The 17551-nt window shown below is 59.5% G+C and carries 18 protein-coding genes; 16 read left to right on the top strand and 2 right to left on the bottom strand.

Annotation, left to right across the window (positions count from 1 at the left end; all coding sequences use genetic code 11):
• Positions 1–131: 131 nt before the first annotated feature.
• The 7 genes from LVW35_RS06225 (at position 132) to ispD (ending at position 7915) form a co-directional block, all read left to right on the top strand.
• Entirely contained in the window at positions 132–1079 is a 948-nt protein-coding gene (locus LVW35_RS06225) for an acetyl-CoA carboxylase carboxyltransferase subunit alpha (protein WP_016976871.1), read from the top strand.
• Positions 1080–1238: 159 nt separating this feature from the next.
• Positions 1239–2558, top strand: a complete 1320-nt coding sequence (tilS, locus tag LVW35_RS06230; protein WP_233894278.1) for a tRNA lysidine(34) synthetase TilS — start codon at positions 1239–1241, stop codon at positions 2556–2558.
• Between the two features lie 273 nt (positions 2559–2831).
• A complete protein-coding gene (locus LVW35_RS06235) occupies positions 2832–4463 on the top strand; it encodes a CTP synthase (RefSeq protein WP_010212443.1) in 1632 nt (543 codons plus the stop codon).
• A gap of 5 nt (positions 4464–4468) precedes the next feature.
• Positions 4469–5314 carry a 3-deoxy-8-phosphooctulonate synthase gene (gene kdsA, locus LVW35_RS06240; protein WP_135308366.1) on the top strand — a complete coding sequence of 282 codons (846 nt, stop codon included), beginning with the start codon at positions 4469–4471 and terminating at the stop codon, positions 5312–5314.
• Between the two features lie 157 nt (positions 5315–5471).
• The gene (gene eno / locus LVW35_RS06245) at positions 5472–6761 is read left to right on the top strand and encodes a phosphopyruvate hydratase (RefSeq protein WP_233894280.1); all 1290 of its coding nucleotides are present in this window, start codon (positions 5472–5474) and stop codon (positions 6759–6761) included.
• Between the two features lie 171 nt (positions 6762–6932).
• Complete coding sequence (gene ftsB / locus LVW35_RS06250; protein ID WP_003231201.1) at positions 6933–7211, top strand: cell division protein FtsB; 279 nt, start codon at positions 6933–6935, stop codon at positions 7209–7211.
• The gene (ispD, locus tag LVW35_RS06255; RefSeq protein WP_233894281.1) at positions 7208–7915 is read left to right on the top strand and encodes a 2-C-methyl-D-erythritol 4-phosphate cytidylyltransferase; all 708 of its coding nucleotides are present in this window, start codon (positions 7208–7210) and stop codon (positions 7913–7915) included. Before ftsB ends, ispD begins: the two co-directional genes overlap by 4 nt.
• Here the strand turns inward: ispD and LVW35_RS06260 are convergent.
• The gene (locus LVW35_RS06260) at positions 7912–8811 is read right to left on the bottom strand and encodes a LysR substrate-binding domain-containing protein (protein ID WP_233894282.1); all 900 of its coding nucleotides are present in this window, start codon (positions 8809–8811) and stop codon (positions 7912–7914) included. The two genes, ispD and LVW35_RS06260, sit on opposite strands and share 4 nt — an antisense overlap.
• 109 nt (positions 8812–8920) lie before the next feature.
• Between LVW35_RS06260 and LVW35_RS06265 the strand changes: the two genes are divergently transcribed.
• The 8 genes from LVW35_RS06265 to rpoS all read left to right on the top strand — a co-directional run bounded on the left by LVW35_RS06265 (position 8921) and on the right by rpoS (position 16123).
• Complete coding sequence (locus LVW35_RS06265) at positions 8921–10033, top strand: S-(hydroxymethyl)glutathione dehydrogenase/class III alcohol dehydrogenase (RefSeq protein ID WP_233894283.1); 1113 nt, start codon at positions 8921–8923, stop codon at positions 10031–10033.
• A gap of 85 nt (positions 10034–10118) precedes the next feature.
• Positions 10119–10970, top strand: coding sequence for an S-formylglutathione hydrolase (gene fghA / locus LVW35_RS06270; RefSeq protein ID WP_233896417.1), 852 nt, complete (start codon positions 10119–10121; stop codon positions 10968–10970).
• Positions 10971–11024: 54 nt separating this feature from the next.
• Positions 11025–11498, top strand: coding sequence for a 2-C-methyl-D-erythritol 2,4-cyclodiphosphate synthase (gene ispF / locus LVW35_RS06275; protein WP_012722614.1), 474 nt, complete (start codon positions 11025–11027; stop codon positions 11496–11498).
• On the top strand, positions 11495–12553 hold the full coding sequence (truD, locus tag LVW35_RS06280; RefSeq protein WP_233894284.1) for a tRNA pseudouridine(13) synthase TruD: 1059 nt from the start codon (positions 11495–11497) through the stop codon (positions 12551–12553). The genes ispF and truD overlap by 4 nt, the downstream gene beginning before the upstream one ends.
• Positions 12541–13290: a 5'/3'-nucleotidase SurE gene (gene surE / locus LVW35_RS06285; protein ID WP_233894285.1), complete on the top strand. Its 750-nt coding sequence runs from the start codon at positions 12541–12543 to the stop codon at positions 13288–13290. The genes truD and surE overlap by 13 nt, the downstream gene beginning before the upstream one ends.
• 41 nt (positions 13291–13331) lie before the next feature.
• The gene (locus tag LVW35_RS06290; protein WP_010212427.1) at positions 13332–13967 is read left to right on the top strand and encodes a protein-L-isoaspartate(D-aspartate) O-methyltransferase; all 636 of its coding nucleotides are present in this window, start codon (positions 13332–13334) and stop codon (positions 13965–13967) included.
• 209 nt (positions 13968–14176) lie between these two features.
• The gene (locus tag LVW35_RS06295) at positions 14177–15013 is read left to right on the top strand and encodes a peptidoglycan DD-metalloendopeptidase family protein (RefSeq protein ID WP_233896418.1); all 837 of its coding nucleotides are present in this window, start codon (positions 14177–14179) and stop codon (positions 15011–15013) included.
• Positions 15014–15118: 105 nt separating this feature from the next.
• Positions 15119–16123, top strand: a complete 1005-nt coding sequence (gene rpoS / locus LVW35_RS06300; RefSeq protein WP_025855149.1) for an RNA polymerase sigma factor RpoS — start codon at positions 15119–15121, stop codon at positions 16121–16123.
• Between the two features lie 211 nt (positions 16124–16334).
• Here the strand turns inward: rpoS and LVW35_RS06305 are convergent, their stop codons facing one another.
• Complete coding sequence (locus LVW35_RS06305; protein ID WP_002554837.1) at positions 16335–16544, bottom strand: cold-shock protein; 210 nt, start codon at positions 16542–16544, stop codon at positions 16335–16337.
• Positions 16545–16933: 389 nt separating this feature from the next.
• Here LVW35_RS06305 and dcd point away from each other — a divergent pair, with 389 nt between their 5' ends.
• Complete coding sequence (gene dcd, locus LVW35_RS06310; RefSeq protein WP_010212421.1) at positions 16934–17500, top strand: dCTP deaminase; 567 nt, start codon at positions 16934–16936, stop codon at positions 17498–17500.
• Positions 17501–17551 lie beyond the last annotated feature (51 nt).

The following is a 17551-nucleotide window of genomic DNA, read 5'->3' on the forward strand; positions in this document are numbered from 1 at the left end:
GTAGCCCTGCATAGCCTGATCTCGACTGAACATTTAATCTCGACCTAAACGCGCCTCTCCCTTAAGGTAGGGCGCGAATAGACAACCGGCTGGCCAGGCACTCCCTGGCCGTCGACCCAAGACGGACGCTTATGAACCCGAATTTTCTTGATTTCGAACAGCCGATCGCTGACCTGCAAGCCAAGATCGAAGAACTGCGCCTGGTCGGCAATGACAATTCGCTGAATATCGGCGATGAGATCGCTCGCCTGCAAGACAAGAGCAGCACGCTCACCGAAGACATCTTCGGCAAGCTGACCAGCTGGCAGATCGCGCGCCTGGCCCGCCACCCGCGCCGTCCGTACACCCTGGACTACATTCAGCACATTTTCACTGAGTTCGACGAACTGCACGGCGACCGCCATTTCTCCGACGACGCGGCCATCGTGGGCGGTATCGCTCGCCTGGACGACCAGCCGGTAATGGTGATCGGTCACCAGAAAGGCCGTGAAGTGCGCGAGAAAGTGCGTCGCAACTTCGGCATGCCGCGTCCTGAAGGCTACCGCAAGGCTTGCCGCCTGATGGAAATGGCCGAGCGCTTCAAGATGCCGATCCTGACGTTCATCGACACCCCGGGTGCTTACCCAGGTATTGACGCAGAAGAGCGCAACCAGAGCGAGGCGATCGCCTGGAATCTGCGCGTCATGGCCCGCCTGAAAACCCCGATCATTGCCACTGTGATTGGTGAAGGTGGTTCCGGCGGCGCTCTGGCCATCGGCGTCTGCGACCAGCTGAACATGCTGCAATACTCGACCTACGCGGTGATTTCGCCGGAAGGTTGCGCTTCGATCCTGTGGAAAACCGCCGAAAAAGCGCCGGACGCTGCCGAAGCCATGGGTATCACCGCCGATCGCCTCAAAGGCCTGGGTATCGTCGACAAAGTGATCGCGGAGCCATTGGGCGGCGCCCATCGCGACCCGGCTGCCGCTGCTGCGACCATCCGCGCTGAACTGGGCTCGCAACTGGCGATGCTCAAGAAGCTCGATAACGAAGCGCTGCTGGCCCGTCGTTATGAGCGTCTGATGAGCTACGGTCTGTAAGGCTACGCAGGATTAAATGTGGGGGCGGGCTTGCTCGCGAAGGCAGAGTGTCAGTCACTGAAGAGGTTGACCAATACACCGCCTTCGCGAGCAAGCCCGCTGCCACATTTGCCTTGTGTATGCTGAGTTATTGCATTCCAGAGAGTGGCGGTACTTTCCATGAAGCCTTCCTTAGCCGCCAAGCTCCTGCACGTTCTGTCACCCTGGCGCAATGCTCCGGCCTGGCACGTCGCATTCTCGGGTGGACTTGATTCCACCGTCCTGCTGCATCTCCTGGCCAGTCTGGCCAATACCGACACCCTACCGCCCATCAGCGCTGTCCATGTTCATCATGGCTTGCAAGCTGCCGCTGATGCGTGGCCCGCTCACTGTCAGTCGATTTGCGACGATCTGGGTGTTTCCCTGCGCGTTAAGCGCGTCCAGGTACACCCCGGCGCCAGTCTTGAGCGTGCTGCCCGCGAGGCGCGTTACCAGGCGTTTATCGAGGTGACCGGTGCAGGAGAGGTGCTACTGACGGGTCAGCATCGCGACGATCAGGCGGAAACCCTGTTGTTCCGCCTCCTGCGTGGGGCGGGGGTGCGGGGGGGGGCGGGAATGCCAGCACAGCGCCCATTGGCGACTGGCTACCTTGTGCGGCCTTTGTTGGATATCTCGCGGGCAGAGTTGGAAGCCTATGCCGGGGTGCATCAGCTCAACTGGATCGAGGATCCTTCCAACGCGGACTCGCAATTCTCCCGAAATTACCTGCGTCACCGCGTGCTTCCGATACTGGCGGAGCGTTGGCCCCAGGCAGCCTCGAGCCTGGCGCGCGCCGCCGAACACCTGAGTGAAGCCCAGGGCCTGCTGGATGAGCTGGCGCGGCAGGATCTGCAAGCGGCCGATCAACCTTCGCCGTTTCCCTGGTTGCACTTGCCTTCGTTGGTGCTTACGCCGCTGCGCGAGCTCTCCGATGCCCGTCAGCGCAATGCCCTGCGCCACTGGCTAACCCCTCTGACCCGGTTACCTGCCAGCGACCACTGGGCCAGCTGGTTATCCCTACGGGATGCCAAAGGCGACGCACGGCCTTTGTGGCGACTGGCGGACGGTGATCTACACCGCAGCGGTGAGCGCATCTGGTGGTTGCCCTCCACTTGGTCGGAATTTTCCGACATGTCGGTGAGCTGGCCCGATCCGCAAAACCCACTAGAGTTACCCGGCAATGGCCAGGTGAAACTGGCGGGCAAGGTGCCTGGAGGTCCATTGGCGATCCGCTACCGCCGGGGCGGTGAAATTGTTGAGGTGTCCGGTCGAGGCCGGCGCGACTTGAAGCGCCTGCTTAACGAAAGTGGCCTGCCGGGTTGCGTCCGTGGCAGATTGCCGCTGCTCTACCGGGGCGAGCAATTGCTAGGCGCGCCTAGCCTCGCGGGACTCTGGCCGGCACCGAGTGATGAATGGCAATTACATTGGTTGCCACAGACCTGCGATCAAGGTTTGAGCTGATAGAGCCTTTCCGGTAGACTACGCTCCCTTCTTGATACAACTTCTGTGGATTCGACTGAATCGCAGCAGTTGCCGATTACCAAGCAGTCTTTGCTGGGCGATTCCAAAAAATGTGTAGCGATCAACGTACCGGTGTTTCATTGCTGGTCTGTCACCACGCGGCGGTTTTTTTGAAAGGTGCACTGTGATTAATGCAGGTGATCGGGGGCTTCGGCCTCTCTTCGCTTTCCCCGGCGGCTCGGACCGCTTTAACGCAGACTTCTAGGGTTTTTCATGACGCGCTACATATTCGTCACGGGCGGTGTTGTTTCTTCATTGGGGAAAGGCATTGCCTCCGCTTCATTGGCGGCCATCCTGGAGGCGCGGGGACTTAAGGTCACCATGCTCAAGCTGGACCCGTACATCAACGTTGACCCGGGCACCATGAGCCCGTTCCAGCACGGTGAAGTGTTCGTCACCCACGACGGCGCCGAGACCGACCTGGACCTGGGCCACTACGAGCGGTTCATCCGCACGACCATGACCCAGAACAACAATTTCACCACTGGCCGTGTCTACGAACACGTGCTGCGCAAAGAGCGCCGTGGTGACTACCTGGGTGCAACCATCCAGGTGATCCCGCACATCACCGATGAAATCAAGCGCCGCATCATCAAGGGTGCAGGCGATGCCGACGTGGCAATGGTCGAAATTGGTGGCACCGTCGGTGACATCGAGTCCCAACCGTTCCTCGAAGCCATCCGCCAGCTGCGTTTCGAAGTCGGCGCCAAGCGCGCGATGCTGATGCACCTGACGTTGGTGCCGTACATCGCCACTGCCGGCGAAACCAAAACCAAGCCTACCCAGCACTCGGTCAAGGAACTGCGTTCCATCGGCCTGCAGCCGGATGTGCTGGTTTGCCGCTCCGATCACCCGATCGATATTTCCTCGCGTCGCAAGATCGCGCAATTCACCAACGTTGAAGAACGTGCGGTGATCGCGCTGGAAGACGCCGACACTATCTACAAGATCCCGGGCATCCTGCATTCCCAAGGCCTGGACGATTTTGTGGTCGAGCGTTTCGGCCTGCAATGCAACGGCGCGGATCTGTCCGAGTGGGAAGCCGTGGTCGACGCCAAGCTCAACCCTGAGCACGAAGTCACCATCGCCATGGTCGGCAAGTACATGGAGCTGCTGGACGCTTACAAGTCGCTGATCGAGGCGATGAGCCACGCTGGTATCAGCAACCGCACCAAGGTCAACCTGCGCTATATCGATTCCGAAGACATCGAGAACCAAGGCACTGCCTTGCTCGAAGGTGTGGACGCGATCCTCGTTCCCGGCGGTTTCGGCCTGCGTGGCGTGGAAGGCAAGATCACGGCAGTTCAATATGCTCGCGAGAACAAGGTGCCGTACCTGGGTATCTGCCTGGGCATGCAAGTGGCCGTCATCGAGTTCGCCCGTAACGTGCTGGGCTGGAAAGACGCCAACTCCACCGAGTTCGACAGCAAGAGCGGCCATCCGGTCGTGGGCCTGATCACCGAGTGGGAAGATGCTACCGGCGCGGTCGAAACCCGTACCGAAGCCTCCGACCTGGGCGGCACCATGCGCCTCGGCGCACAGGATTGCCTGCTGGAGCCGGGCTCGCTGGTTCACGACTGCTACGGCAAGGACGTGATCGTCGAGCGTCACCGTCACCGCTACGAAGTGAACAACAACCTGCTGCCGCAGATCAAAGAGGCTGGCCTGAAAATTTCCGGTCGCTCCGGTGACGGTGCGCTGGTTGAAGTGGTCGAGGCGCCGGATCATCCGTGGTTCGTGGCCTGCCAGTTCCACCCTGAGTTCACCTCGACGCCGCGCGACGGTCACCCGTTGTTCAGCGGCTTCGTCAAAGCAGCACTGACGCAACATCAGAAGAAGGCGTAACCCTGATGGCCCAGAAGATCATTCGCGTAGGCGACATCGAGATTGCCAACGACAAGCCCATGGTGCTGTTCGGCGGCATGAACGTGCTGGAAAGCCGCGACATGGCGATGCAGGTCTGTGAAGAGTACGTCAAGGTTACCGAGAAGCTCGGTATCCCTTACGTGTTCAAGGCCAGCTTCGACAAGGCCAACCGTTCGTCCGTGACCTCTTATCGCGGCCCTGGCCTTGAAGAAGGCATGCGGATCTTCCAGGACATCAAGCAAGCCTTCGGCGTGCCGATCATCACCGACGTCCACGAGCCTGAACAGGCTGCCGTGGTCGCCGAGGTGTGCGACATCATCCAGCTGCCGGCCTTTCTGTCGCGCCAGACCGACCTGGTCGTGGCGATGGCCAAGACCGGCGCAGTGATCAATATCAAGAAAGCCCAGTTCCTCGCGCCCCAGGAGATGAAACACATCCTGAACAAGTGCGTGGAAGCGGGTAACGACCAGTTGATCCTCTGCGAGCGCGGTTCAAGCTTCGGCTACAACAACCTCGTGGTGGACATGCTCGGTTTCGGCATCATGAAACAGTTCGAATACCCGGTGTTCTTCGACGTGACCCATGCGCTGCAAATGCCCGGTGGTCGCGCCGACTCCGCAGGCGGGCGTCGTGCCCAGGTGCTGGACCTGGCCAAGGCCGGCATCAGTCAGTCCCTGGCGGGCCTGTTCCTGGAAGCCCACCCGGACCCGGATAACGCCAAATGCGACGGCCCATGCGCCCTGCGCCTGGATAAGCTGGAGCCATTCCTGGTCCAGCTCAAGCAGTTGGACGAACTGGTCAAGAGTTTTCCGACGGTAGAGACCGCGTAAACGTCGTTTCTCCGGTAGACTTTCTCACGCTTTACGCTCAGGCCTGCGGGCCTGAGCCTTGTCGCCTGCAAGCCTGCCCCGTTGTTCCACCCTTGCGGTCGGTCAAAAGATTCCCTTCAGCTGCGTCGTTTTCGTCAACTTTGGAGTGTTTACAACAATGGCAAAAATCGTCGACATCAAAGGTCGTGAAGTTCTCGACTCCCGTGGCAACCCCACCGTCGAAGCCGACGTGCTTCTCGATAACGGCATCATCGGCAGCGCCTGCGCGCCGTCCGGTGCTTCTACCGGTTCGCGCGAAGCGCTGGAACTGCGTGATGGCGACAAGAGCCGTTATCTGGGCAAGGGTGTACTCAAGGCGGTAGCCAACATCAACGGCCCGATCCGTGACCTGTTGCTGGGCAAGGACCCGCTGGACCAGAAAGCCCTGGACCACGCGATGATCAAGCTCGACGGCACCGAAAACAAAGGCAGCCTGGGCGCCAACGCCATCCTCGCCGTGTCCCTGGCCGCTGCCAAGGCCGCTGCCCAGGACCAGGACCTGCCGCTTTACGCGCACATTGCCAACCTGAACGGTACTCCGGGTGTGTACTCGATGCCGGTGCCGATGATGAACATCATCAACGGTGGCGAGCACGCCGATAACAACGTCGACATCCAGGAATTCATGGTGCAGCCGGTGGGCGCCAAGTCCTTCTCCGAAGGCCTGCGCATGGGCACCGAGATTTTCCATCACCTCAAGGCCGTACTGAAGGCCCGTGGCCTGAGCACTGCTGTGGGTGACGAAGGTGGCTTCGCGCCGAACCTGGCGTCCAACGAAGATGCACTGAAAGTGATCTCCGAAGCCGTGGCCAACGCTGGCTACAAACTGGGCACTGACGTGACCCTGGCCTTGGACTGCGCCGCCAGCGAGTTCTATGAAGACGGCAAGTACAACCTGTCCGGCGAAGGCCAGGTGTTCAACTCCGAAGGCTTTGCCGACTACCTCAAAGGCTTGACCGAGCGCTACCCGATCATCTCGATCGAAGACGGCCTGGACGAGTCCGATTGGGACGGTTGGAAAATCCTCACCCACAAGATCGGCAAGAAGATCCAACTGGTGGGCGACGATCTGTTCGTGACCAACACCAAAATCCTGAAAGAAGGCATCGACAAGTCGATCGCCAACTCGATCCTGATCAAGTTCAACCAGATCGGCACCCTGACCGAAACCCTGGAAGCCATCCAGATGGCCAAGGCCGCGGGCTACACCGCCGTGATCTCGCACCGCTCCGGCGAAACCGAAGATTCGACCATCGCCGACCTGGCTGTGGGCACCTCCGCGGGCCAGATCAAGACCGGTTCCCTGTGCCGTTCCGATCGCGTTTCCAAGTACAACCAATTGCTGCGTATCGAAGAGCAACTGGCAGGTAAGGCCAAGTACAACGGTCGCGACGAGTTTCGCGGCTGATCAGTAAGTGGTAAAAAGTCAGCCGATTGCATCGGAAAATTCACGACAGTGTGTATTTCGACGCTAATCTGATGGCTATCAAGCACAAGCCTGGGTCTTCCAGGCTTCGTGCTATCAGTTGCTTCAAAAGTTTTGCATGGCTGTCTTTTTTCACTGGATACCCGATATTCGATGCGCAGTCCCAATTGGTTGTTCCTCGTCTTGCTCTTGTTGCTGGCTGGCCTGCAGTACCGCCTATGGGTGGGTAATGGCAGTTTTGCGCAGGTAAAAGACCTGACCGAGCAAATTGCTGCACAGCACGCCGAAAACGAGATCTTGCTGGAGCGCAACCGCGTCCTCGATGCCGAAGTGCTTGAGCTGAAAAAAGGTACGGAGACCGTTGAAGAGCGGGCACGTCATGAACTGGGCATGGTCAAGGAGGGCGAAACCCTCTACCAGTTGGCCCAATGAACCACGGTTTGCCGGCCTTCTGGGCCGTGATTCCTGCCGCGGGCGTCGGTGCCCGCATGGCCGCGGACCGTCCCAAGCAATACCTGCAACTGGGCGGGCGCACTATTCTCGAACACAGCCTTGGCTGTTTTCTCGATCATCCATCGCTCAAGGGCTTGGTGGTCAGTCTGGCTTCCGATGATCCTTATTGGCCCACCTTGGCGTGTGCGGCTGACCCTCGTATCCAGCGTGCGGACGGCGGTTCTGAGCGTTCGGGCTCGGTACTCAATGCACTGTTGCACCTGAATGCCCTGGGCGCCGGCGATGAGGACTGGGTACTGGTACACGATGCGGCGCGGCCGAACCTGAGTCGTGATGACCTCGACAAGCTACTGGCTGAGCTGGCGGACGACCCGGTCGGCGGCCTGCTGGCCGTTCCGGCCCGTGACACGCTCAAGCGCATCGACAAGCAGGGGCGCGTGGTCGAGACCGTCGACCGTAGCCTGATCTGGCAAGCCTACACACCACAGATGTTCCGCCTGGGTGCCTTGCATCGCGCGTTGGCCGACAGCCTGGTAGCGGATGCCGTCATCACCGACGAAGCGTCGGCCATGGAGTGGTCCGGTCAGGCGCCGCGCCTGATCGAAGGACGCTCGGACAATATCAAGGTGACCCGGCCGGAAGACCTGGAGTGGTTGCGGTCGCGGTGGGCCAATCGGCGTTAAGCCTCACCATACTCGGGTCTTTCAGCCAGCCCGGTTTTCAAGAAATCCACCAACTTCCTGACCTTCGGCGACAAATGCCGCTGCTGTGGATAGAGCGCCCACACTGCCGTATTCGGCGGTTGATGCGCCTCCAGCAAAGACACCAATGCGCCACTGTGCAGGTGTTCCAGCACGTAATAGTCCGGCAACTGGCATAACCCCACGCCCTGCAGCGTCGCATCCAGCACCGCCTGCCCACTGTTACAGCGCCAGTTTCCCTGCACACGTTGGGAAAATTCCCGCCCGTCCTGGGCCAGTTGCCAGATATCAGAACTGCCAATCAAGCAGTTATGCCGACTCAATTCCGACAAGCTATGGGGCCGTCCATATCGCGCCAGGTAGGACGGCGACGCGCACAAGTACATGCGCCTAGGCGCCAGTCGGCTTGCCACCATGCGCGAATCCTGCAAGCGCCCCAGGCGGATCGCCAAGTCGAGGCCTTCGTGCACCAGGTCCAACTGACGGTTGCTCAGCTCGATATCCACCCGCAATTGCGGATAGAGCCCCATGAACCGCGTGACCAGCGGCACGATAAAGCGCTCGCCATAAGCCACGGCGCAGGTCATGCGCAACATGCCCTTGGGCTCGCTGGTGAGGTCGCCCACCGCGCGCAGGGCTTCTTCGCGACCGTCCTGCAGGCGCTGGCAATGTTGCAGGAAGGTCTGGCCTGCTTCGGTCAGGGTCACTTTGCGCGTACTGCGATACAGCAGCCGCGTTTGCAGGCGTTCCTCCAGGCACGCCACCTGCCGGCTGATATGCGAAGACGACACCCCCAGGCGCTCCGCCGCTGCCGTGAACTGGTTGCATTCGGCGACAGCGACGAATTCATCGATGCCTTCCCAGCGGTTTTCCAACATTGTGATTATCCCTGTACAGCAATAAAGTTTTGCTTTTACCCGGATTATTCATCAGTCGGTCGTGTTTTACACTCACCGTCTCAATTTTTAACCGCCTGGAGAAACCCGGATGATAAAGTCCCGCGCCGCCGTCGCCTTCGAAGCCAAGAAGCCCCTTGAGATCGTTGAAGTGGATGTCGCTATGCCCAAGGCTGGCGAGGTGCTGTTGCGCGTGGTCGCTTCCGGCGTGTGCCATACCGATGCCTACACCCTGTCGGGCGCCGACCCGGAAGGTATCTTCCCGTCTATCCTCGGTCACGAAGGCGGTGCCGTGGTTGAGGCGATTGGCGAGGGCGTGACGTCGGTAGCGGTTGGCGACCATGTGATCCCGCTGTACACCCCGGAATGCGGCAAGTGCAAGTTCTGCCTGTCGGGCAAGACCAACCTGTGCCAGGCCATCCGCTCCACTCAGGGCAAAGGCCTGATGCCAGACGGCACCACGCGTTTCTCCTACAAAGGCCAGCCGATTTTCCACTACATGGGCACCTCGACCTTCTCCGAGTACACCGTGCTGCCGGAAATTTCGGTGGCCAAGATTCCTAAAGAGGCGCCGTTGGAAAAAGTCTGCCTGCTCGGCTGTGGCGTCACCACCGGCATCGGTGCGGTGATCAACACCGCCAAGGTCAAGCCAGGCGACACCGTGGCCATCTTCGGCCTCGGCGGTATCGGCCTGTCGGCGGTGATTGGCGCGGTCAAGGCCAAGGCTGGCCGCATCATTGCCATCGATATCAACCCGGCCAAGTTCGAAATTGCCAAGCAACTGGGCGCCACCGACTGCATCAACCCGAAAGACTACGATCGGCCGATCCAGGACGTGATCGTCGACCTCACCGACGGTGGCGTGGACTTCTCCTTCGAATGCATCGGCAACGTGCAACTGATGCGCGCCGCCCTTGAGTGCTGCCATAAAGGTTGGGGCGAGTCGGTGATCATCGGCGTCGCCGGTGCCGGCCAGGAAATCGCCACCCGTCCGTTCCAACTGGTGACCGGGCGCGTCTGGCGCGGGTCGGCCTTCGGTGGCGTGCGCGGCCGCAGCGAGTTGCCAAGCTACGTAGAAATGGCTCAGGCCGGCGAGATCCCGTTGGATACCTTCATTACCCACACCATGGGCCTGGAAGACATCAACAAAGCGTTTGACCTGATGCATGAAGGCAAGAGTATTCGTACCGTCATTCATTTTTGAAGCAGCGGCAAGCTACGAGCTGCAAGCTGCAAGTGGGGTGTACGCCTGACTTGCCGCTTGAGGCTTGAAACTTGCAGCTGGGAGCATCCCCATGTCCCTGGAAAATATCTCGTGCCAGAAGAGTTTTGGTGGCTGGCACAAACGCTATAAGCACAGCTCCCACGTACTCGGTTGCGACATGACCTTCGCCGTCTACCTGCCGCCGCAAGCGGAGGAGGGCGGCAAATTGCCGGTGCTGTACTGGCTGTCCGGCCTCACCTGCACGGACGAGAACTTCATGCAGAAGGCCGGTGCCCAGCGCATGGCTGCCGAGCTTGGGTTGATTATCGTCGCGCCGGACACCAGCCCGCGCGGACCGGGTGTGCCGGGCGACCCGGACAACGCCTGGGATTTTGGCCTCGGCGCCGGCTTCTACCTGAACGCCACCCAGGAACCCTGGGCCAAGCACTATCGGATGCATGACTACGTGGTGCAGGAATTACCTGCATTGGTTGAAGCGCATTTCCCAGCATCGGACAAGCGCGGCATCAGTGGTCACTCCATGGGCGGCCACGGGGCGCTGGTGTGTGCATTGCGCAACCCGGGGCGTTACCTGTCGGTGTCGGCCTTTTCGCCGATCAACAACCCGATGGATTGCCCGTGGGGGCAGAAAGCGTTCTCCCGCTACCTGGGCGAAGAGCGCTCTAAGTGGCGCGAATGGGACGCCTGCGTGCTGATCAGCGAAGCCACGGAAAAGCTGCCGTTGCTGGTGGACCAAGGCGACCGCGACGATTTCCTCGCCGTGCAACTCAAGCCTGAAGCCTTGCAGCAAGCGGCCAAGGCGGCCAACCATCCGCTGGAAATGCGCCTGCAACCCGGCTACGACCACAGCTACTTCTTTATCGCCAGCTTCATCGAAGATCATTTGCGACACCATGGCCGTGCTTTGCTCGGTTAATGTGAGGCAAAAGTAGGTAGAATCACGCCCTGAATTAAATCGGGGCGTTTTTTTATGCGTATTGGCCACGGCTACGATGTGCACCGTTTCGCTGAAGGCGATTTCATCACCCTGGGCGGCGTGCGCATTGCACACCACCACGGGTTGCTGGCTCATTCCGACGGCGACGTTGTGTTGCATGCCTTGAGCGATGCTTTGCTCGGCGCGGCTGCGTTGGGCGATATCGGCAAGCACTTTCCGGACACCGACCCGACCTTCAAGGGCGCCGACAGTCGTGTACTGCTGCGCCATGTGGTCGGCCTGATCCATGCCAAAGGCTGGAAGGTCGGCAATGTCGACAACACCATCGTGGCCCAGGCGCCGAAGATGGCCCCCCATATTGAATCGATGCGTGCCTTGATTGCCGCGGATCTTCAAATTGAACTGGATCAAGTGAACGTGAAAGCCACCACCACCGAAAAGCTCGGCTTCACCGGTCGTGAAGAGGGCATCGCCGTGCATTCCGTTGCCTTGTTGCTGCGCGCATGAATGACTTGCAACTGTTGGGGCCACGGGCCTATGGCGAGGCCTTGGGCAGCGCGGTACTGAAGGCAACGGCCGAAGACTTCCAGGTCGACGAGGTGCTGGATATTCCACTGACCGGCGAAGGTGAGCACCTGTGGTTGTGGGTGGAAAAACGCGGTCTTAACACCGAGGAGGCCGCGCGGCGGATCGCCAAGGCGGCCGGCGTGCCGTTGCGCACGGTCAGCTATGCCGGCCTCAAGGACCGCCAGGCGTTGACTCGCCAATGGTTCAGCGTGCAACTGCCCGGCAAGGCCGATCCGGACATGAGTGCGGCGCAGAACGACACGCTCAAGATCCTCAAGACCGCCCGCCACAAGCGCAAGCTGCAGCGGGGCGCGCACTCAGCCAACGGTTTTACTTTGCGCCTGACGCAGTTGGCCGGCGATACCGCTGCCATCGATGCGCGGTTGCAACTGATTGCACAACATGGCATTCCGAACTACTTCGGCGCTCAGCGTTTTGGCCACAATGGCGGCAACGTGGTGGACGCCCGTGAATGGGCCGCGCGCAAGGCCTTGCCGGAGCAGCGCAACGTGCGATCGAGGTTGCTTTCCACCGCGCGCAGTTTTTTGTTTAACAAAGTGTTGGCGGCGCGTGTGGCTGATGGCTCGTGGCAGCGTGCCCAGGTCGGCGACTTGCTGGCCTTTACCGATAGCCGCAGTTTTTTCCCGGCGGGGGAGGCGGAATGCAACGACCCGCGCCTGGCGATCCTGGACCTGCACCCGACCGGGCCGCAGTGGGGCGAAGGCGATTCGCCGGCCAGTGGTGCAACCTTTGAGCTTGAACAGGCGATTGCCGCCCAGGAAGCCGACCTGCGTGATTGGCTGGTGAATGCCGGCATGAGCCAGGAACGTCGTATTCTGCGACTGCCCATTGGCGGTTTGACGTGGCATTATCCCTCGCTGGACATTCTGCAATTGGAATTCGTCCTGCCGGCCGGATGCTTCGCCACTGTCTTGGTGCGCGAGCTTGTTGATCTGGTGCCGGTGGGGCAGACGGACAACCCATGCGTATTCTGATATCAAACGATGACGGTGCCACCGCACCTGGCCTTGCCGCGCTCTATGCTGCGCTGGAAGATTACGCCGAGTGCGTGGTGGTTGCCCCCGACCAGGACAAGAGCGGCGCCAGCAGTTCGCTGACGCTCGACCGTCCGCTGCATCCGCACGTGCTCGCCAACGGCTTTATCAGCGTGAACGGCACCCCCACTGACTGCGTCCACCTGGCGATCAATAGCTTGCTGGATCGAGAGCCGGACCTGGTGGTGTCGGGCATCAACCTCGGTGCCAACCTGGGCGATGACGTGCTGTATTCCGGCACCGTGGCGGCGGCGCTCGAAGGGCGCTTCCTGGGGCGTACGGCGTTCGCCTTTTCGTTTGCTTCGCGGCAACTGGATAACTTGCCGACCGCTGCGTACTTCGCGCGCAAGCTGGTGCAAGCCCATGGCTCCCTGAACCTGCCACCGCGCACGGTGCTCAACGTCAATATTCCCAACTTGCCCCTCGACCATATTCGCGGCATCCAGCTGACACGCCTGGGCCATCGTGCCCGTGCGGCGCCACCGTTGAAGGTGGTCGACCCGCGTGGCAAGGAAGGTTATTGGATTGCCGCCGCGGGTGATGCCGAAGATGGCGGGGAGGGCACGGACTTTCATGCAGTGATGCAAGGCTATGTGTCGATTACTCCGTTGCAATTCGATCGCACCTTCAGTGATGCCTTCAGTGGTCTCGATGGCTGGCTGGAGGGGCTGCGCTGATGGGCCGTGAACAAGACGATTTGTTGCGCCGTGGGATTGGGATGACGTCCCAGCGTACCCGCGAACGCTTGATCCAGCGCTTGTACGAAGAGGGCTTGTCCAACGCCCAGGTATTGGAAGTGATCCGGCGCACGCCTCGGCATCTGTTTGTCGATGAGGCCCTGGCGCACCGTGCCTATGAAGACACCGCGCTGCCTATCGGCCACAACCAGACTATCTCCCAGCCGTACATGGTGGCGCGCATGAGCGAGCTGCTGCTGGCGGCAGGGCCTTTGGACAAGGTGCTGGAAATCGGCACTGGTTCCGGCTACCAGACCGCCGTGCTGGCGCAGCTGGTGGAGCGGGTGTTCTCGGTCGAGCGCATCAAGGTGCTGCAAGACCGCGCCAAGGAACGCCTGGTAGAGTTGAACCTGCGCAACGTGGTGTTCCGTTGGGGGGATGGCTGGGAAGGCTGGCCGGCGCTGGCGCCGTACAACGGCATCATCGTGACCGCCGTGGCGACCGATGTGCCCCAGGCGTTGCTCGATCAACTCGCTCCGGGCGGGCGGCTGGTCATCCCGGTGGGCTCCGGCGAAGTGCAACAATTGATGCTCATTATCCGTGAGGAAGAAGGCTTTTCCCGGCATGTACTGGGCGCGGTGCGCTTCGTGCCATTGCTCAATGGCCCGCTGGCCTGATCATTTGTTCGCACGCAGTGAATTCTGTTGGCGGTGATGTGTCTTACGGCGGGGTCTATCGAATCAACATGATCGGGCGTCGGTATTAAACGCACTGAATGTTTCGTTTCAGTCGTGTGCCGGTAAAAAACCAACGCCCAGTTATACTTGCGTCATATTTCAAGCCTGATACAGGCATCTATGTTCAGCCACCACAAAGGGAGCGGCGGGTGAGTCTCACAGGTCTTGCGCAGCGTATGAGTAAATCAAGCTTTCATCGACTGGTGCTTGGCCTCGTCTTCAGTTCCGTGTTGGTAGGATGCTCCAGCTCGCCAAGCAGCGGCGCCCGGGTGGTTGACCGTAATAATGCTGCCCCGCAAAAACCGACGGTGACCACGGGACAATATGTGGTACGAAAGGGGGACACCCTGTTTTCGATTGCCTTCCGGTATGGCTGGGATTACAAGGCGCTTGCAGCTCGTAACAATATTCCCGTGCCCTACACGATACATCCGGGTCAGACGATTCGCTTCGACGGCCGTACCGGTTCAACCCCTACGGCAGTTGTGACAAACACCGGATCTTCGCCGTCGTCTTCGAGCAAAACCACCCTTATCACCCGGCCTGCAGGCAGCGTCACACCGGCGCCTGCGGCCAAGCCTGCACCCGCGCCGTTGCCGCCTGCCGGGCCCGCGCCGACTGGTTGGGGATGGCCCTCAAATGGAGTGTTGATTGGAAAATTCTCTTCAAACGGTAGTTTGAATAAAGGCATTGATATCGCCGGGGATTTGGGACAGCCTGTTTTAGCTGCGTCTGATGGGACAGTGGTGTACGCCGGGAGTGGTTTACGGGGCTACGGCGAGCTGGTCATCATCAAACACAGCGATACCTACGTCAGTGCTTACGGCCACAACCGTAGGCTGTTGGTTCGGGAGGGGCAGCAGGTCAAGGTCGGACAGACAATTGCCGAAATGGGGTCAACGGGTACGGACCGGGTGAAACTGCACTTTGAGATTCGCCGCCAGGGTAAGCCTGTAGATCCGTTGCAATTCCTACCCCGTCGTTGATGTGTTGCACAGCCTGTTCCTCACGTAGAAGGAACAGGCTCCAGCGTTGCCAAGGATAAAGGCGCCGCTTGAGCTTGAGGTCGAACTCACCAAAGGACTATAACAATGGCTCTCAGTAAAGAAGCGCCGGAGTTTGACATCGACGATGAGGTTCTCCTTATGGAGACCGGTATCGCTACGGAATCGATGTCGAATGAGGGACCTGCTGTACCTTCAGTTCGCACCAAATCCAAGAACTCCACCGCATTAAAGCAACACAAGTACATTGACTACACACGGGCGCTCGATGCGACCCAGCTGTATCTCAATGAAATCGGCTTTTCCCCTCTGCTGACCCCCGAAGAAGAAGTTCACTTTGCGCGCTTGTCGCAAAAGGGCGATCCGGCCGGGCGCAAGCGCATGATTGAAAGCAACCTGCGATTGGTGGTGAAAATCGCCCGACGCTACGTCAATCGTGGGCTGTCCCTGTTGGACCTGATCGAGGAGGGCAACCTGGGCTTGATCCGGGCTGTGGAGAAGTTCGATCCTGAGCGGGGCTTCCGCTTTTCGACCTATGCCACCTGGTGGATTCGTCAGACCATCGAACGGGCGATCATGAATCAGACTCGCACGATCCGGTTGCCGATCCATGTGGTCAAGGAGCTCAACGTCTACCTGCGGGCAGCGCGTGAGCTTACCCAGAAACTCGATCATGAACCTTCGCCCGAAGAAATCGCCAACCTGCTGGAGAAGCCGGTAGGAGAGGTCAAGCGTATGCTGGGTCTCAATGAGCGTGTGTCTTCGGTTGATGTCTCGCTGGGTCCGGATTCGGATAAAACCCTGTTGGACACCCTGACGGATGATCGTCCCACAGATCCTTGCGAGCTGTTGCAGGACGATGATCTTTCCCAAAGCATTGACCAGTGGTTATCGGAGCTCACGGACAAGCAGCGTGAGGTGGTGATTCGCCGCTTCGGCCTGCGTGGTCACGAGAGCAGCACCCTGGAGGACGTAGGCTTGGAGATCGGCCTGACTCGTGAACGGGTGCGGCAGATCCAGGTGGAGGGGCTCAAGCGCTTGCGCGAGATCCTCGAGAAGAATGGCTTGTCGAGTGAGTCGTTGTTTCAATAAGCGCTGCAGGACCCCATGTGGGAGCGGGCTTGCTCGCGAAAGCGGTGGATCAGTCAGTACTTCTGTCAACTGATGCACCGCATTCGCGAGCAAGCCCGCTCCCACATTTTTTTGTACCTGGCTGGCCCCTACCTTGCTGGTAGCACCAAATAACAGGCATAAAAAAACCCCGCTTTTAAGGGCAGGGTCTTTTCGACTAAGTCAGTACAAGTTAGATAACTTGAACTTCTTCAGCTTGCATGCCTTTCTGACCGCGGGTAGCGATGAAAGAAACCTGTTGGCCTTCTTTCAGGCTTTTGAAGCCGTCGGATTGGATAGCTTTGAAGTGAACGAACAGGTCGTCACCGGATTGTGGAGTGATGAAGCCGAAGCCTTTTTCATCGTTGAACCACTTAACGGTACCAGTTTGGCGATTAGACATGGTGTATCTCCTTGGACAAAGTTAACTGCGACTCAGGAAAAGCCCTGGCCGAGACTGAGTGCAAAGAGCAGGAAAAATTCTTGGAGATGGTTGGATCGAAATTCAACATATCGTGTAGAGATTCTCAGTGACACAAGCAGCACAGTGGCGCCACCTTAACCCTTTTTCCGGGACGTGCCAATGATATTTCCGAAGGTTTCTCCATTTTCGTGACTGGCGGTGGTATTTCCGCTCCCCGTGCATGGCAATACGGGTCCCGGCCCCGCTGGCTGTGGCTTATAGGAGCAGGCACATTCGTCAAGAAAAGCCTTGTGGCCTTTGAACCCCAACGCCGGCCCCGGTAAGATGCCCCACAGAATTTTTCCACCTCGCTATTCAGGACACCCGCCATGAGCATCAAATCGGACAAGTGGATTCGCCGCATGGCGCAGGAACACGGCATGATCGAACCGTTCGTCGAGCGCCAGATCCGTGGCCAAGGCGATGCCCCGGTGATCTCCTACGGCGTTTCCAGCTACGGCTACGATGTGCGCTGCGCCGATGAGTTCAAGGTGTTCACCAACATCAATTCGGCGATCGTCGATCCAAAGAACTTCGACGAAAAGAGCTTCGTCGACGTCAAGAGCGACGTGTGCATCATCCCGCCGAACTCCTTCGCCCTGGCGCGCACCGTGGAATTCTTCCGCATTCCCCGCGATGTGCTGACCATCTGCCTGGGTAAAAGCACCTACGCGCGTTGCGGCATCATCGTCAACGTGACGCCGCTCGAGCCGGAGTGGGAAGGCCATGTGACCCTGGAGTTCTCCAACACCACCACGCTGCCGGCGAAAATCTATGCCAATGAAGGTGTGGCACAGATGCTGTTCCTGCAGTCCGACGAGGCCTGTGAAGTGTCCTACAAAGACCGTGCAGGCAAGTATCAGGGCCAGCGCGGCGTCACACTCCCACGCGCTTGATCGAAAGCTCCTACGCGTAAAGGGAATTAGTCTGCATAAAGTGACTCTATC

The organism is Pseudomonas sp. HN11 (genome assembly GCF_021390155.1).
GTDB lineage: Bacteria > Pseudomonadota > Gammaproteobacteria > Pseudomonadales > Pseudomonadaceae > Aquipseudomonas.

Bases quoted from the DNA above. Each gene is read 5' to 3' on its own strand.
- LVW35_RS06225 (WP_016976871.1), top strand. From the start codon at position 132: ATGAACCCGAATTTTCTTGATTTCGAACAGCCGATCGCTGACCTGCAA.
- tilS (WP_233894278.1), top strand. From the start codon at position 1,239: ATGAAGCCTTCCTTAGCCGCCAAGCTCCTGCACGTTCTGTCACCCTGG.
- LVW35_RS06235 (WP_010212443.1), top strand. From the start codon at position 2,832: ATGACGCGCTACATATTCGTCACGGGCGGTGTTGTTTCTTCATTGGGG.
- kdsA (WP_135308366.1), top strand. From the start codon at position 4,469: ATGGCCCAGAAGATCATTCGCGTAGGCGACATCGAGATTGCCAACGAC.
- eno (WP_233894280.1), top strand. From the start codon at position 5,472: ATGGCAAAAATCGTCGACATCAAAGGTCGTGAAGTTCTCGACTCCCGT.
- ftsB (WP_003231201.1), top strand. From the start codon at position 6,933: ATGCGCAGTCCCAATTGGTTGTTCCTCGTCTTGCTCTTGTTGCTGGCT.
- ispD (WP_233894281.1), top strand. From the start codon at position 7,208: ATGAACCACGGTTTGCCGGCCTTCTGGGCCGTGATTCCTGCCGCGGGC.
- LVW35_RS06260 (WP_233894282.1), bottom strand. From the start codon at position 8,811: ATGTTGGAAAACCGCTGGGAAGGCATCGATGAATTCGTCGCTGTCGCC.
- LVW35_RS06265 (WP_233894283.1), top strand. From the start codon at position 8,921: ATGATAAAGTCCCGCGCCGCCGTCGCCTTCGAAGCCAAGAAGCCCCTT.
- ispF (WP_012722614.1), top strand. From the start codon at position 11,025: ATGCGTATTGGCCACGGCTACGATGTGCACCGTTTCGCTGAAGGCGAT.
- truD (WP_233894284.1), top strand. From the start codon at position 11,495: ATGAATGACTTGCAACTGTTGGGGCCACGGGCCTATGGCGAGGCCTTG.
- surE (WP_233894285.1), top strand. From the start codon at position 12,541: ATGCGTATTCTGATATCAAACGATGACGGTGCCACCGCACCTGGCCTT.
- LVW35_RS06290 (WP_010212427.1), top strand. From the start codon at position 13,332: ATGACGTCCCAGCGTACCCGCGAACGCTTGATCCAGCGCTTGTACGAA.
- rpoS (WP_025855149.1), top strand. From the start codon at position 15,119: ATGGCTCTCAGTAAAGAAGCGCCGGAGTTTGACATCGACGATGAGGTT.
- LVW35_RS06305 (WP_002554837.1), bottom strand. From the start codon at position 16,544: ATGTCTAATCGCCAAACTGGTACCGTTAAGTGGTTCAACGATGAAAAA.
- dcd (WP_010212421.1), top strand. From the start codon at position 16,934: ATGAGCATCAAATCGGACAAGTGGATTCGCCGCATGGCGCAGGAACAC.